The organism is Nocardioides nitrophenolicus (assembly GCF_016907515.1).
Lineage (GTDB): Bacteria > Actinomycetota > Actinomycetes > Propionibacteriales > Nocardioidaceae > Nocardioides > Nocardioides nitrophenolicus.
On sequence record NZ_JAFBBY010000001.1, the window covers coordinates 1,179,449 to 1,194,263 of the forward strand.

At 75.2% G+C, this 14,815-nt stretch carries 16 protein-coding genes; 3 read left to right on the plus strand and 13 right to left on the minus strand.

Translation table 11 applies throughout. The features are described from left to right. Positions 1-134: 134 nt before the first annotated feature. Genes JOD66_RS05745 through JOD66_RS05760 form a run of 5 tightly spaced genes read right to left on the minus strand, consistent with a single transcriptional unit; the run spans position 135 to position 4,070 of the window. The gene (locus JOD66_RS05745) at positions 135-833 is read right to left on the minus strand and encodes a RibD family protein (RefSeq protein WP_204835966.1); all 699 of its coding nucleotides are present in this window, start codon (positions 831-833) and stop codon (positions 135-137) included. Beyond that, a complete protein-coding gene (locus JOD66_RS05750; RefSeq protein WP_239545915.1) occupies positions 806-1,771 on the minus strand; it encodes a lysylphosphatidylglycerol synthase transmembrane domain-containing protein in 966 nt (321 codons plus the stop codon). The genes JOD66_RS05745 and JOD66_RS05750 overlap by 28 nt, the downstream gene beginning before the upstream one ends. Continuing rightward, a complete protein-coding gene (locus tag JOD66_RS28145) occupies positions 1,687-2,694 on the minus strand; it encodes a glycosyltransferase family 4 protein (RefSeq protein WP_307823321.1) in 1,008 nt (335 codons plus the stop codon). The genes JOD66_RS05750 and JOD66_RS28145 overlap by 85 nt, the downstream gene beginning before the upstream one ends. Beyond that, entirely contained in the window at positions 2,691-3,089 is a 399-nt protein-coding gene (locus JOD66_RS05755) for a 6-pyruvoyl trahydropterin synthase family protein (RefSeq protein WP_204835968.1), read from the minus strand. Before JOD66_RS05755 ends, JOD66_RS28145 begins: the two co-directional genes overlap by 4 nt. Beyond that, positions 3,090-4,070: a zinc-dependent alcohol dehydrogenase gene (locus JOD66_RS05760; RefSeq protein WP_204835969.1), complete on the minus strand. Its 981-nt coding sequence runs from the start codon at positions 4,068-4,070 to the stop codon at positions 3,090-3,092. A 74-nt stretch (positions 4,071-4,144) separates the two neighbouring features. On the opposite strand from JOD66_RS05760, the gene JOD66_RS05765 reads away from it, so the two are divergent. After that, positions 4,145-6,301 carry a CDP-alcohol phosphatidyltransferase family protein gene (locus JOD66_RS05765; protein ID WP_204835970.1) on the plus strand — a complete coding sequence of 719 codons (2,157 nt, stop codon included), beginning with the start codon at positions 4,145-4,147 and terminating at the stop codon, positions 6,299-6,301. Between the two features lie 53 nt (positions 6,302-6,354). Next, positions 6,355-6,747, plus strand: coding sequence for a hypothetical protein (locus JOD66_RS05770; RefSeq protein ID WP_204835971.1), 393 nt, complete (start codon positions 6,355-6,357; stop codon positions 6,745-6,747). On the opposite strand, the gene JOD66_RS05775 is transcribed toward JOD66_RS05770, so the two are convergent. Both JOD66_RS05775 and JOD66_RS05780 read right to left on the minus strand, forming a co-directional pair. Further along, complete coding sequence (locus JOD66_RS05775; RefSeq protein ID WP_204835972.1) at positions 6,720-7,388, minus strand: anti-sigma factor family protein; 669 nt, start codon at positions 7,386-7,388, stop codon at positions 6,720-6,722. The two genes, JOD66_RS05770 and JOD66_RS05775, sit on opposite strands and share 28 nt — an antisense overlap. After that, positions 7,385-7,897, minus strand: coding sequence for a sigma-70 family RNA polymerase sigma factor (locus tag JOD66_RS05780; RefSeq protein ID WP_204835973.1), 513 nt, complete (start codon positions 7,895-7,897; stop codon positions 7,385-7,387). Before JOD66_RS05780 ends, JOD66_RS05775 begins: the two co-directional genes overlap by 4 nt. Before the next feature lie 72 nt (positions 7,898-7,969). Between JOD66_RS05780 and JOD66_RS05785 the strand changes: the two genes are divergently transcribed. Beyond that, positions 7,970-8,752, plus strand: a complete 783-nt coding sequence (locus JOD66_RS05785; RefSeq protein ID WP_204835974.1) for an exodeoxyribonuclease III — start codon at positions 7,970-7,972, stop codon at positions 8,750-8,752. Between the two features lie 87 nt (positions 8,753-8,839). Here the strand turns inward: JOD66_RS05785 and JOD66_RS05790 are convergent, their stop codons facing one another. The 6 genes from JOD66_RS05790 to JOD66_RS28940 are packed head-to-tail and all read right to left on the minus strand — an operon-like array spanning position 8,840 to position 14,768. After that, the gene (locus JOD66_RS05790; protein ID WP_204835975.1) at positions 8,840-9,622 is read right to left on the minus strand and encodes a glucosamine-6-phosphate deaminase; all 783 of its coding nucleotides are present in this window, start codon (positions 9,620-9,622) and stop codon (positions 8,840-8,842) included. Then, complete coding sequence (gene nagA / locus JOD66_RS05795; protein WP_307823322.1) at positions 9,622-10,734, minus strand: N-acetylglucosamine-6-phosphate deacetylase; 1,113 nt, start codon at positions 10,732-10,734, stop codon at positions 9,622-9,624. The genes JOD66_RS05790 and nagA overlap by 1 nt, the downstream gene beginning before the upstream one ends. Next, a complete protein-coding gene (locus tag JOD66_RS05800; RefSeq protein WP_205126263.1) occupies positions 10,731-11,615 on the minus strand; it encodes an ROK family protein in 885 nt (294 codons plus the stop codon). The genes nagA and JOD66_RS05800 overlap by 4 nt, the downstream gene beginning before the upstream one ends. Before the next feature lie 11 nt (positions 11,616-11,626). Further along, positions 11,627-13,030 carry a glycoside hydrolase family 3 N-terminal domain-containing protein gene (locus JOD66_RS05805; RefSeq protein WP_204835976.1) on the minus strand — a complete coding sequence of 468 codons (1,404 nt, stop codon included), beginning with the start codon at positions 13,028-13,030 and terminating at the stop codon, positions 11,627-11,629. Next, the gene (locus JOD66_RS05810; protein ID WP_204835977.1) at positions 13,027-13,869 is read right to left on the minus strand and encodes a carbohydrate ABC transporter permease; all 843 of its coding nucleotides are present in this window, start codon (positions 13,867-13,869) and stop codon (positions 13,027-13,029) included. The genes JOD66_RS05805 and JOD66_RS05810 overlap by 4 nt, the downstream gene beginning before the upstream one ends. Further along, positions 13,869-14,768 (minus strand): carbohydrate ABC transporter permease, encoded by a 900-nt coding sequence (locus JOD66_RS28940; protein ID WP_204835978.1) that lies wholly within the window; start codon positions 14,766-14,768, stop codon positions 13,869-13,871. The genes JOD66_RS05810 and JOD66_RS28940 overlap by 1 nt, the downstream gene beginning before the upstream one ends. Positions 14,769-14,815 lie beyond the last annotated feature (47 nt).

The window sequence follows — 14,815 nt, forward strand, 5'->3', positions numbered from 1 at the left end:
ATCCGGGAAGACAACATGCAAGAACCTTTCGATGGGAGGGGTGGATCGGCGCTCATCGAAACGCCGCTGCCCCACCACCGACAAGACTCAGAAACCGGCAGCGCCCGGCGTTGCAGGAATGTGAGCCGGCTCCCTCAGCCGGCCGCCGGCGGGCAGCGCCCCGACAGCGCGTAGCGCAGCAGCGCCACGTCCCCGATCGCGCGGGTCTCCACCAGCTCGGCCCGGTTGCCCGGATGCCACGGAAAGGTGCCGTCGCCGACGAAGCGACGGGCGCGGGAGTCCCCGACGAAGAAGGGCGCGACGACGAGCTGCAGCTCGTCGGCCAGCCCCGCGGTCAGGAACTGGGTGTGGACGGTTCCGCCGCCCTCGACCATCAGCCGGCGGATCCCACGGGTGGCCAGGTCGGCCACCAGGTCGGCCATCCGGACCTCCGGGCCGAGCCCGAGCACCTTGGCGTGGGCGCCGACCCGGCTCTCCAGGCCGGCGACGGTCGGGTCGGGACAGTAGACGAGCTTGTCGCCGTCGCCGGCGGTGAAGAACCGGGCGCCCGGGTCGAGGTCACCACCGCCGGTCAGGGTCACCTTGACCGGCGCCGCCGGCAGGCCGGCGGCCATCCGCTCCCGGCGGCGCCGCTCGGAGCGGATCAGCAGCCGTGGGTCGTCATTGCGCACCGTCGTCGCGCCCACCAGGATCGCGTCGCAGCCCGCCCGCACCCCGTCGACGCGGTCGAAGTCGGCGTCGTTCGAGAGCAGCAGCCGCTCCGCGCCGCCGGCGTCGAGATAGCCGTCGAGGGAGACGCAGCAGCTCAGGACGACGTACGGCCGCTGACCCATGCCGGACCTCCCTCCAGCGTCAGCAGCCCGGGCAGGGTCGCGACGAGCGACATCACGCCGTACACGACGGCGACCTCGACCCCGGAGGCCGCGCCGAGTCCGGTCGCTCCGAACACCCACGCGGCGGCGCCCTCCCGCGGCCCCCAGCCGGCGACGCTGGCCGGGATCGCCGAGGCGAGCAGGACCAGGAGCGCGAGCGCGACCAGCGGGCCGGTGCCCACCTCGACGCCCACGGTGCGGGCCGCGACGAGGAAGACCAGGACGTGGCCTCCGGCGGCGAGCGCGGAGAGCAGCAGCACCTCGGGCCACACTCCGTCGAGCGCGGCCGCGGCCTCCCGCCGCAGCGGCGCCGCGGTGGCCAGCGCGAGCACCCCGAGGGCGACCAGCACGCCCAGCACGCCGAGCACCCAGCCCCGCACCGCCCCCGGCAGCAGCGGTACGACGGCCACCACCAGTCCGGCCTGCACCACCTGGCCGCTGGCCCGGTCCCACACCACCGAGCGCAGGCCGCGCCCGAGCGCACCCGCCTGCCGTCCGCGCCGGTAGCCGCGGTGCAGGTCCCCCAGCACCCCGCCGGGCAGGGTCGCGTTGACCAGCTGGGCGCGATAGCAGCTGCGGTAGGCGTCGCGGAACGGGACCGGCACGCCGAGCCCGGTCGTCAGCAGGCTCCAGCGCCGGGCGCAGCAGGCCGTGGTCGCGGCCGTGACGACGAGCGCGACCGCCAGGCCGCGCGGGTCGGTGTGGGCCAGGCCGTCGAGGAAGGGCCGCGCGCCCAGTCGGGCCGCGAGCACGACCAGGATCGCGACCGCGGCGACCAGCCGGATCCGCGCGGCGAGCGCTCTCCTGTCGATGGTCAGCTCCTTCCCTCCCCCGTGCGTACGACGGCCGGCCCGGTCCGGTTCAGCACGCCGGCCACCAGCGCGGCCGTGTCCGCCCAGGTCCCGAGCCGGAGCCGGCGCTGCGCCGCGGCCGTCCGCCACCGGGCCCGCAGCCCGGCATCGGTCAGCCATCCCCGCAGTGCCCCGCCGAGGGCGGCCGGATCCCCCACCGGGACCAGGATTCCCGGCAGCGTCCCGTCGTCGGCCGTGCCCAGCGCCTCGGGGTGGCCGCCGACGTCGGTCGCGATCGCCGGCAGCCCGCGGCCCAGGCCCTCGGCGAGCGCCATGCCGTAGGACTCGCGGTGGGACGGCGCCAGCACCAGGTCGCTGACCGCCCGAAGCCGGTCGAGCTCGGCCGGCGAGAGCGGGCCGGTGAGCTCGACCCGCCCGACGCCGCGCAGGGCGTCGGCGACGGCCGGCTCCAGATCCGAGGCGCCGACGCACCGGCAGGTCCAGTCGAGGTCGCGGACGTCCGCGAGGGCGGCGAGCAGGTCGGCGTACCCCTTGGCGGTGGTCAGCGGGCCGACGCAGAGCAGGTTCGCGCCGGCGGCGGTGCCGGTCGCGAGCGGGCCGCGGTCGACGCCGGGGCGCGCCACGTGGACCCGGTCGGCGGGCACCCCCGCCGCCTCGCGCACCCAGCGGCCGGTCCAGGCGCTCGTGGTGACGACGGCCCGGACCGCACGGAGCACCGCCGGCTCGGCCGGGCCGGAGCCGGGCATGTGCAGCAGCACCGCCACCCGCAGCCGGTGGCTCTCCACGACCAGCACGTCGTCGGTCGACGCGACCAGGCCGTCGACCAGGACCACCGCGTCGTCCGGCAGCTCGGCCAGCACCCGGGCCAGGCCGACGGCGCCGACCCGGTGCTCGCGCACCTCCCTCCCCAGCGCGACCAGGCCCGCGACCAGCCGGCGGTCGTAGACGTTCCCCCCGCTCGGCCGCCGCGGGTCGTCGACGCCGTCGGGGACGACGACGTGGACGGTCACAGCGGCCGCTCGTAGGCGGCCCACGCGACATGCGACTCGTGCAGGGTCGCGCCCACCGTCGCGAGACTCCGGCCGCCCGGCCCGAGGTCGCCGGCCGAGGCCCGCTCCGCCAAGCGGTCCGCCACCCAGCGGGCGAGCACCTCCGTCGAGCTGTTCTGCCCGGCGAGCAGGTCCTCGTCGTCGAGATTGCGGTAGTGCAGCCGGGCCAGCACCTCGCGCACCACCTCGGTGGCGCGGCCGATGTCGACCAGGATCCCGTCGGCGTCGAGGTCGGGCCCGGCGAAGGTCGCGTCGACGACGTAGGTCGCGCCGTGCAGCCGCTGCGCCGGTCCGAACACCTCTCCTCGCAGGCTGTGGGCGATCATGATGTGGTCGCGGACGGTCACCCGGAACATTCAGGCCTCCTCGTAGTCGATCGCGTGGCACAGTCCCGGCAGCGAGCCGTCGGCGATCCCCGCCAGCACCCGCGGCAGCTCCCGGAAGGGCGAGCAGCCCGTGAGCAGGACGTCGAAGCCCGGGTCCCGGAGCAGCTCGAGCGCGAGCGCGAGCCGGTCGCGCCCGCTGTAGGCGTCGCGGCGGGCCGGCGCGACCGCGCCCACCTGGCTGCCGCGCAGGGTGAGCCGGGCCGCGTGGAAGGCCTCGCCCAGCGGCAGGCTGACCTCGCGGTCGCCGTACCAGGACAGGTCGAGGACGGTGCCCTCCGGCGCCACCAGCTCCAGCGCCCGGCGCAGTCCGGCCTCGGTCGCGCTGGCGTGCACCACCAGGTCGCTGCGTCCGGGGTCCTCGCCCGGGCCCGCGAAGCCGGCGCCGAGCCGGGCGGCCACCGCGGCCCGCCCGGGGTCGGTGTCGACGAGGGTCACCCGTACGCCCGGCACGCCCGCGGCCAGCCGCGCCACGCAGCAGCCGACCAGCCCCGCGCCCACGACGGTGACCCGGTCGCCGAGCAGCGGCGGCGCGTCCCACAGCGCGTTGAGGGCGGTCTCCACGGTGCCGGCGAGCACCGCCCGCTCGGGCGGGACGCCGTCGGGCACGGGCACGACCGCCGCCGCCGGCACGACGTACGCCGTCTGGTGGGGGTGCAGGCAGAAGACCGTACGGCCCACCAGCTCGGCGGGACCACGCTCGACCACGCCCACGCTGAGGTAGCCGTACTTCACCGGACCGGGGAAGTCCCCCTCCTGGAAGGGCGCCCGCATGATCGTGAACTGGCTGGGCGGAACCCGCCCGGCGAGGACGAGGGACTCCGTGCCCCGGCTGACCGCCGAGCGCACCGCCCGGACCAGCACCTCGTCGGACCGCGGCTCGCGCAGCGCGGCCGGCCGGATCTCGCCGTGCCCCGGCTCGGTGATCCAGTACGCCTGGGCCTTCTCGACCACCGCGGACTCCTCTCGTTGAACCGGTCCCCTGCGCTCGTCGTACCCGTGGGTACGACCTAGGACACGGAGGTGCGATGGTTCGGGTTCAGTTCGGCCCCGCCAGCCGGGTGACCGCCGTGCGCGCGGTGCTCGCCGTCGGCGTCGCCGGGCTCACCCTGCGCGGCCTCGGTGAGCCGCTGTCGGGTCGGCTCACGGCGGTCCTGGTCGCGGTCAGCGCCGTGGCCCTGGCCCTCGACGCGTTGGACGGGTACGTCGCACGCCGGACCGGTACGTCGAGCGCGTTCGGCGCCCGCTTCGACATGGAGACCGACGCCTTCCTGATCGCGGTGCTGAGCGTGCACGTCGCGCCGCGGCTGGGCTGGTGGGTGCTCGCGATCGGCGCGATGCGCTACGCCTACGTGCTCGCCGGGTGGGCGCTGACCTGGCTGCGCCGCCCGACCCGGCCGCGGTACTGGGCCAAGGTGGTCGCCGCCGTCCAGGGCGTCGTGCTGACCGTCGCGGCCGCCACGCTGCTCCCGGACCAGGTCGCGCGGCTGGCGGTCGGGCTCGCGCTCGTCCTGCTGGTGGAGTCCTTCGGGCACGACGTGATCTGGCAGTGGCGGCACCGGCACGATCCCGAGCCGGTCCCCCGACCGCCCGCCGGCGTGGTGAGTGGCGTCGCGGTCGTCGCGCTCTGGCTGGCGCTCGCGCCTCCCCGGCTCGCCGACGGGATCGGTCCGGCGGACTTCGCGCGGATCCCCGTCGAGGGCCTGGTGCTGGTGGCGCTCGCGGTGGTGCTGCCCGTCCGCGGCCGCCGCCTGCTGGCCGTCGTGCTCGGACTGCTGCTCACCGCCCTGGCCGTGCTGCGCGGGCTGGGCCTGGGCTTCGACCTCTACCTCGGCCGCTCCTTCCACGTGCTCGGCGACTGGTCCTACCTGCCCAAGGGCGTCGAGGTGCTGCGCGACACCCGGGGCGGGCCGGTCGCGGTGCTGACCGTGGTCGGCCTGGTGGCCCTGGTGGTCGCCGTGGCCGTGGGCCTGACCTGGGCGGCGGGCCGGGTCGCACGCGCCGCCGCCGCCCGGCCGCGCACGACCTGGCGCGCCCTGGCCGCGCTCGGCACGGTGTGGGTGCTCTGCGCCGCGTTCGGCGGCCCGGTGGACCGGGTCGCCGCGGCCGGGTCGGCCGGGCTGGTCGTCGACACCGTCGACCAGGTCCGCGCGGACCACCACGACACCCGGGTCTTCGCCCGCGAGCTGGCCGCCGACCCCTTCGCCGCGACGCCGGGCGACCGGCTGCTCCGAGGGCTACGCGGCAAGGACGTGCTGCTCGTCTGGTTCGAGAGCTACGGCCGGGTGGCGCTCGAGGACAGCTGGTTCGCGCCGTCGGTCGTCGACGTCCTCGAGCAGGGTGACCACGAGCTGAGCGCCGCCGGCTACCACGCCCGCAGCGCCTTCCTCACCTCCCCGACCTTCGGCGCCGGCAGCTGGCTCGCGCACGCCACCCTGCAGTCAGGCGCGTGGACGAACGGCGAGCGCCGCTACGGCCAGCTGCTCGCCAGCGACCGGCTCAGCCTCACCCGGGCCTTCGGCGACGCGGGCTGGCGCACCGTGTTCGACGTACCGGCCAACACCCGTGACTGGCCCGAGGGAGCGGCGTACTACGGCTTCGACCGGCTCTACGACTCCCGCGACGTCGGCTACCACGGACCGCGGTTCGGGTACGCCCCGATCCCCGACCAGTACACCCTCGACCACCTGCGCCGCACCGAGCTCGGACGAGGCCCACGCCCGCCGGTGTTCGCCGAGGTGGACCTGGTCTCCAGCCACCACCCGTGGGCGCCGGTGCCGGAGGAGCTGCCGTGGGCCGAGGTCGGCGACGGCTCGGCGTACGACGGGATGCCGGAGCGCGGCGCCGCCGCTGTCGACGGCCACCGGGACCCCGAGGCCGCCCAGCGCAACTACGCCGCCTCGGTGCGCTACACGTGGCGGACGCTGATCTCCTTCCTGACCACCTATCCCGACCCCGACCGGGTGGTCGTCATCGTCGGCGACCACCAGCCACACTCCTTCGTGAGCGGACGCGACGCGGGGCACGACGTGCCGATCTCGGTGCTGGCGCAGGACCCGGCCGTGATCCGGCGGATCCACGACTGGGGCTGGCAGCCGGGCATCCTGCCCGGCCCGGACGCGCCGGTGTGGCGGATGGACGCGGTCCGCGACCGGTTCCTGACGGCGTACGGACCGGCCGAGTGAACCGAACGCCCCGCGCGCACGTGTTCCCCCGAAACGAGCGAGAGGAGTGCGCGATGGGCCTGCGAGTCATCGGTGCGCTGGCGGCCGTGGTGACCGCGGCGGTGCACCTCTACCTGTGGTTCGACGGGGTGCGCGACCAGGGCACGGTCGGGCAGCTGTTCGTGGTCAACGTGGTCGCCGGGGCGGTGATCGCCGTCCTCGTCATCGCCTGGCGCAGCTGGGTGCCGCTGTTCCTGCTCGCCGGGCTGGGCGCGACGACGCTGCTGGCGTTCGTCATCGCCACCACCGGCGGGCTGTTCGGCATCCACACGACCTGGGACACCTGGTACGCATGGCTGGCCGCGATCTCCGAGATCGTCGCCGTCGTCGTCGCGGTGGCGGCAGCGGTGGCGGAGGGCCGGGTCGGATCCCTCGTCGGTCACTCGTCGAGGCGGAGCACCGAGTAGCCGGAGGCCGTGCGCACCTCGACGGACGCGATGTCGCCGGGAGCCACCGACGTCGCCATGGTGACGTGGACCTCCCGGCCCGGCTCGGTGCGCCAGGTGCCGGCCTGCTCGGTGTGGCCGTCGGCCGTCGTCACGACCAGCACGTACGACGCCGGCCCGCTCACCGGCCCCTCGTAGGTGCAGGTCAGGTCGATCCGCGTCCCCCACCGGCGCTCGGTCAACGACACCCAGCCCGACGACCCGGTGCCGAGCGCGTCCATCCGCTGCGCGGCGGCGAGCCGGTCGCTCGGCGGCGGCGCGTCGTCGCCCAGGGTGGTGCCGATCCCGACCGCGAGGAGCAGGACCAGGACGGCGGCCGCCGCCACGACCGTGCCCAGCAGCGCCCGCCGGCGCCCCCGGTCCCGGCGGGCCCGCGCCACCATCGTCGGCAGCAGCGTCGCCGGGACCGGCTCGGCCGGCTGGAGCTGCTCGACGGTCTCCGCCTGCACCCGGCCCAGCAGACCGGGCAGGCCGGCGAGATCGCGCAGCGCGCGGGTGCACTCGGCACAGCCCGGCAGGTGCCGCTCGTACGCCGCCCGCTCCCCCGCCGCCAGCGCGCCGAGGACGTAGACCCCGTCGAGGTGGGCGTACTCGCAGCTCATGACGCCACCCCCGTCTCCTCGAGGATGAGGCGCAGCGCGCGCAGGGCGTAGTGGGTGCGGGACTTCACGGTTCCTTCCGGGATGTCGAGGCGGCGGGCGGCCTCGGCCACCGACCTGCCGCGGTAGTAGCACTCGACGAGCACCGCGCGGTGGTCGTCGGAGAGCTGTCGCAACGCGTCGGCGACCACCCACGACAGCAGCAGCTCGTCGGTGCCGTCGTCGGTGGGCTCGCCCTGCGGTGGGTCGGCGGTCGCGAACTCCCGGGTCCCCCGTCGGGAGCGCCACTCGTCGATGACGATGTTGCGCGCGACCGTGAACAGCCAGGAGCGGACCGAGCCCCGGGACTCGGTGAGGACCGCGGCGTTGCGCCAAGCGCGCAGCATCGTCTCCTGCGCGACATCCTCCGCCCGGGCCCGGTCGTTGCCGGTCAGGTGCAGGCAGAAGCCCCACAGGGCAGCCGCGTGCTCGTCGTACAGCACCTGCATCGCCGTGGCCGGGTCCTCGCTCATCCGCACCTCCCGGTCGGGAACACGACGGAACCGCCCACTCGGTTCAACTCCCTTGCAGACTAGGGTTGCCCGGTGCGACTGGCCACCTGGAACGTCAACTCCCTGCGCACGCGGATCGACCGCGTGGAAGCCTTCCTCGACCGGCACGAGATCGACGTGCTCGCCGTCCAGGAGACCAAGGCCCGCGAGGAGCAGCTGCCGCTGATGGGCCTGCAGGCGCGCGGCTACGAGATCGCCGCGCACGGCCTCAACCAGTGGAACGGCGTGGCGATCTTCAGCCGGGTCGGGCTCGACGAGGTGTCCGTCGGCTTCCCCGACCAGCCCGGCTTCGGCGAGGCGCTCGAGGTCGAGGCGCGCGCGCTCGGGGCGACCTGTGGCGGGGTCCGGGTGTGGAGCCTGTACGTCCCCAACGGCCGCAAGCCCGACGACCCCCACTACGTCTACAAGCTCGACTGGCTGGCCCGGCTGCGCGCTGCCGCGTCGTCCTGGCTGGACGCGCCCACCGCGCTCGTGGGCGACTGGAACATCTGCCCGACCGACGACGACGTCTTCGACGTGGCCCAGTTCAAGAACTCCACCCACGTCACCCCCGCCGAGCGCGCCGCCTTCCAGGCCTTCCTCGACGGTGGCTGGTCCGAGGTCACCCGCGCCCACGCCCCCGGCTACACCTACTGGGACTACTACCGCCAGCGCTTCGAGCGCGACCGTGGGCTCAAGATCGACTTCGTCCTCGGCTCGGACTCCTTCGCCGAGCGGGTCACCGGCGCCTTCATCGACCGCGAGGAGCGCGATCCCGCGGTGTTCGCCGGTGCGCCGTCCGACCACGCTCCGGTGGTCGTCGACCTCGCCGACTGAGCGCGGGTCGGGTTCTTCGCGTCGTATCTGACGAATGGGTCGTGATCTCGCCGAATTCACAGCCCATCCGTCAGATACGACGTGCCCTCACAGCCCCTGCCAGGCCGGCTTCGCGGCGTACACCTCGCGGTAGTGGTCCCGCCGCTCCAGCCCGGCCGCGGCCGACGGGTCGCACAGCACCGTGACGTGGGGGTGCAGCTGGAGCACCGACGCCGGGCACGAGGCGGTGAGCGGACCCTCGACGGCGGCGGCGAGAGCGGCGGCCTTGCCGGGGCCGGTGGCGAGGAGCAGCAGGTGCCGGGAGCGCAGGATGGTGCCGAGGCCCTGGGTGAGGACGTGCCGCGGGACCTCGTCGAGCGAGCCGAAGAAGCGGGCGTTGTCGCGCCGGGTCTCCTCGGTGAGGGTCTTGAGCCGGGTCAGCGAGGCGAGTGAGGAGCCCGGCTCGTTGAAGGCGAGGTGGCCGTCGGAGCCGATCCCCAGCACCTGGACGTCGACGCCCCCGGCCGCGCGCAGCGCCGCCTCGTAGCGCTCCCCCGCGGTCGGCAGCCCCGCCGGGTCCGGGTCGGGGCCGTGCACCCGGTCGGCCGGGATGCCGAGCGGGTCGGTGAGCTCGCGGGCGATGGTGGCGCGATAGCTCTCGGGGTGACCGGCCGGCAGGCCGACGTACTCGTCGAGCGTGAAGCACCGCACCCCGTCGTACGACGGCCCGATGCCGTCGAGGTGTCGCCCGATCAGCTCGCGGTAGGTCGGCAGCGGGGTCGAGCCGGTCGCCAGGCCCAGCACGCCGGCCCCGCCACGCACGGCGGCCTCGACGACGTCGGCCCCCAGCCGGGCGACCTCCTCCACCGATGCCAGCGGGACGACCTCCATCAGCGCTCCTCCAGGCTTCCGTGCACCAGCCGGCCGCCCACCACCGTGGCGACCACGTCCAGGTCGGCGTCGACCACGGTGAGGTCGCCGCGCGCGCCCGGGGCCAGCCGGCCCCGCGCGGCGTCGCCGAGCAGGTCAGCGGCGACCGAGGTGCAGCAGCCGACGACCTCGTCCAGCGACCAGCCGGTCGCCGCCCGCAGCATCCGCAGGCACTCCGGGAGCGAGGCGGCCGAGCCGGCGAGGGTGCCGTCCTCGAGCCGCACCGTCCCCTCTCGTACGACGACCGCCTGGTCCCCCAGCCGCGACGGCCCGTCGGGCATGCCGAGCGCGGCGGTGCAGTCGGTGACGGCGAGCAGCCGGGACGGGCCGAGGGCGCGCGCCCAGGCGGCGAGGGTGGTCGGGTGCAGGTGGTGGCCGTCCGCGATCACGCCCGCGACCAGCCGCGGGTCCGCCAGCGCCGCCCCGACCGGTCCCGGCGCGCGCCCGGCGAGGGCGGGCATCGCGTTGCCGAGATGGGTGACGGCTCGCGCACCGCGGTCGACGGCCGCAGCCACCTGCTCGGCGCTCGCCTCGGTGTGACCGACCGCCACGACCACGCCCGCGGAGACCAGGGTCGAGACCACGTCGAGGGCGCCCGGCAGCTCCGGCGCGACGGTCACCAGGGCCACCCCCGCCTCCCACGACCAGCCGGCGACCAGCTCGGCGGACGGAGGCACCAGCCACGCCGGAGGGTGCGCGCCCTTGCGGGCGGGCGCGATCATCGGCCCCTCGAAGTGCAGCCCCAGCGGTCGGGCGCCGGCCCAGCCCACGGGCGGACCGGCGGCCAGCGTCTCCATCGCGACGGCCCGAGCCGCCGGCGAGGAGGTGATGATCGTCGGCAGGAAGGCGGTGACGCCGTAAGCCGGCAGCGCCGCCGCGACCTCCCACAGCCGGGCGGGCTCGCGGGTCAGGTCGATCCCGGCCGCGCCGTTGACCTGGAGGTCGATCAGCCCGGGCAGGACGGTCAGCCCGCTCGCGTCGTACACCGGACCTCCGGCCCCACCGTCGACCACCACTCCGGCGGAGATCGCCACGTCGACCGATCCACCGACCACCCGCAGCGAGCCGGTCACGACGCCCCCAGCAGGGCGGCGCCGAACGCGGCGACCGGACGGTCCGACGGCGCGAGCCGCAGCCGGCCGGGCAGGTCGAGCGAGCGCAGGAAGGGCGACGCGGCGGCCTGCTCGGCCAGCGCGTGCGCCACCGCGACCCGCAGCCGCTCCCCGACCTGCGCCACCCCGCCGCCGAGCACGACGACCGCCGGGTCGACGGTCAGCGCCACCAGTCGTACGGCGTCCGCGACCCGCGCCGCGAACCGGTCCCGCGCCACCACCGCCTCGGCCGAGCCGGCCGCGGCCGCGTCGAAGAGGGCCTGCGCCGCCGGCCGTCCGCCGCCGGGCCAGAGCGCGGCGAGTGCCGACCCGGACGCGACCGTCTCGAGGCAGCCGACCTGTCCGCACTCGCACCGCGGCCCGGCCGGGTCGACCGGGATGTGCCCGATCTCGCCGGCGGCGTTGCGCGAGCCGCGCCGCAGCGAGCCGTCGAGGACGAGCGCGGCCGCGAGGCCGGTGCCGAGGCTCAGGTAGCCCAGGTCCCGCTCCTCCAGCAGGGTCGCCGCCCCAAGCGCCGCCGCGTTGGCGTCGTTGTCGAGCACCACCCGGGCGCCGGTGGCGGCGCCCAGCCGCTCGCCGAACGGGTAGCCGTCGGCCACGCCCAGGTTCACGGCGTGCCGCACCGTGCCGTGCTCGATGTCCACGAGGCCCGGGATCCCGACGCCGACGACGCCGGACCCGGCTCCGCCGGCCGCGGCCCGGAGCTTCTCGACCACCTCGGCGGCCGCCGTAACCACCTGGTCGCCGCCGGTGGGGCTGGTGACCCGCACCGACGCGAGCACCTCACCCTCCGCCGACGCCACGACCCCGAGGATCTTGGTCGCACCGATGTCCAGTCCCATGAGCACGCCGCTCACCTGTCGAGCCCCGCTTCCGTCAGGAGTTCCTCGACCGCCGCGATCGACGGCTGCCCGTTGCCCCGGGTGCAGATCCGCGCGTGCGGCGCGTGCGCCCAGCCGGTCCGCGGGCCGGGCCAGCCCCACTCGACGACGACCAGCGGACCCGGATGCGCGGCCAGCGCCGCGCCCACCTCGGGCCGGCGGTGCGCGTCCCGGACCTGTACGACGACCGACCCGGTCGGCAGCGCCGCCCCCGCCGCCACCGTCTCGTCGGGCGCGAGCCCCCAGCGCCCGGCGCCCACCGCGATGTTCGCCTCGGTCGCCACGCTCACGACCCGGGCGCCGGTCAGGTCCGGCAGCACCCCCTCGACCACGCAGGCCCGCCGGGCCGCCGCCACCAGCGTGCCGGGTGCCGGAAGCGCTCCGGGCCGGCCGGCTCCGCGCCGGATCCGCCCGGCGCGGGCGGCCGCCTCGACCAGGCGGACGAGCGGCAGCCGTCCCGTCGCGACGGCCGCGACCACCGCCGCCTGGACCTCCCGGACCAGCGCGGCGGGCTTGTCGGGCCCGATGCAGAGCAGGTCGCAGCCCGCGACGAGGGCGAGCACCGCGGCCTCGGGGATCCCCCGGTCGGCCGAGGCCCCCGCCATGTCGAGGGCGTCGCTGACGACCGCGCCGTCGTACCCCAGCTCGGTGCGCAGCAGCGCCAGCACCGGCGCCGACAACGTCGCCGGGAGCGAGGGGTCCACCGCGGGAACCAGGATGTGGGACGTCATCACCGCCGCGGCGCCGGCCCGGACGGCGGCCGCGAAGGGCGTCAGCTCGCGTCCCCGCACGACCGAGGCGTCGGCGGCGAGGACCGGCAGCGTCAGGTGGCTGTCCTGGCCGGTGTCGCCGTGCCCGGGGAAGTGCTTGACGCACGCCGCGACCCCGGCCGCCTGCAGCCCGGACACCCACGCGGCGACGTGCCGGGCCACCAGTGCGGGGTCCACGCCGAAGCTGCGGGTGCCGATCACCGGGTTGTCGGGGTTGCTGTTGACGTCGGCGACCGGGCCGAGGTCGAGGTCGATCCCGACCGACGCGAGCTCCGACCCCACCGCGAGGCCGACCGAGCGGGTCAGCTCGACCGAGTCGACCGCGCCCAGGACCGCCGCTCCCGGCACCGGGCTCGCCGTACGCGCGTGCAGGCGGGTGACGTCGCCGCCCTCCTCGTCGGTGGCGACCAGCGCCGCGGGCCGGCAGTCCCGGATCTCGCGCACCAGGGCGGCGACGTCGGACGGCGTACCGGTCAGGTTGGACCCGAACAGGCAGATCCCGCCCAGCCCCTCCTCCAGCAGCGCCGCCCACTCCTCGGGCAGCGCCGGACCGGCGAAGGAGGCCAGCTGCACCTCGAGCGCGAGCCGTTCGATGCCGGCGCTCATCCCTTCACCGCGCCCGCGGTCAGGCCGGTCACCATCCGGCGCTGGACGAGCAGGAAGAACACGATGACCGGGATCGTGATCAGCGTGGAGGACGCCATGATGGCGCCCCAGTCCACGCCGCGGCTGCGCGAGTCGGTGAACGCCACCAGCCACACCGGCAGCGTCTTGCTGCCGGGGTCGGTCATCACGACGACGGCGAGGGTGAACTCGTTCCAGGCCTGGATGAAGCCGAAGACACCGGTGGCGACCAGGCCCGGCGCGAGCAGCGGCAGCGTGACCCGGAAGAACGCACCCGTCCGCGAGCAGCCGTCTATCATCGCGGCCTCCTCGAGCTCGCGCGGCACGCCGTCGACGAAGCCCCGCAGGGTCCACACGGTGAACGGCAGCACGCCGGCGACGTACACCAGGGTCAGGCCGACGACCGAGTTGAGCAGGCCCATGCCGTCGAGCATCTTGTACTGGCTGATGAACAGCGCCTCGGCCGGGATCATCTGGATGAGGAGCAGGGTGAGGATGAAGGTACGCCGGCCGCGGAACCGGAACCGGCTGACCGCGACCGCTGCCAGGAAGGCGAACAGGATCGCCACCGCGACGGTCAGCAGGGTGACGCTCAGGCTGGTCATCATCGCGTCACCGAAGCCGTCGTCGCCGAGCACCTTGCGGTAGTTGGCGAGGGTGCCGTGCCAGGGGACCAGCACCGGGTCCTCGCCCTTGATCCGGTTGCGCGGCAGGAACGAGCGGCTGACCATCCAGTAGACCGGGAAGACGCAGGCCAGCAGCACCAGGACGCCGACCAGGTCGGCGCCGATCCGCACCGCGGTGGGCGTACGACGGGCCATCAGTCCTCCTCCTGCTTGATCATCAGCCGGACGTACGGCGCGGTGAGCACCACGGTCAGCGCGAGCATGAACATCGCCGCCGCCGCGGCGGTGCCGAAGTCTCCGCCCTTGATGCCGAGCGTGTAGATGTAGGTGCCGAGCAGGTTGGTGTCGCCGCTGACCCCGCCCGCCTTCTGGAGCGTGTAGATCTGGGTGAACACCCGCAGGTCCCAGATCACCTGCAGCAGCACGACCACCAGCAGCACCGGCCGGATCGCCGGCAGCACGACGTGCACGAAGCGCTGCCACGGCGACGCGCCGTCGATCTCGGCCGCCTCCATCACGTCCTCGGGAACCTGGGTCAGTGCGGCGTACATCGTGAACACGACGAAGGGCACGCTCATCCAGACCACGACCACCGTCGCCACGAAGAAGAACGACCACGGATCCAGCAGCCAGCCGTGTCCCTCGAAGTCGCCGCCCGCCTTGGTGAGCAGCCAGTTGACCACGCCGTACTCGGTGTCGAAGAGGAACTGCCACACCGTCATCGCCGCGACGACCGGCATCGCCCACGCGAGCAGCAGCCCGCACTGCGCGAGGATCCGCACCGGCCGGCTCATCCGTGCCATCAGCAGCGCCAGGCCCAGGCCGATCCCGAAGGTCAGGGCGGCGTTGACGAAGCAGAACGCGATGGTGCGGAGCACCACGACCCACAGCTCGCGGTCGGTGAGCAGGTCGCGGTAGTTGCCGAGCCCGTTCCACGACGGCGGCCGGCCGAACTGCTGGGCCAGCCCGAACTCCTGCAGCGACAGCACCACCTGGCGCACCAGCGGGTAGCCGAGCGCCAGCGCGAGCAGGGCGACGGCCGGGAGCACGAGGCCGAGCGGCAGGTTCGTACGACGGGCGGCGGGGCGGGGCACGACGCTCCTCTCGGGGGCAGGGGCGGGCGGCACGGTATCCGGCCGGC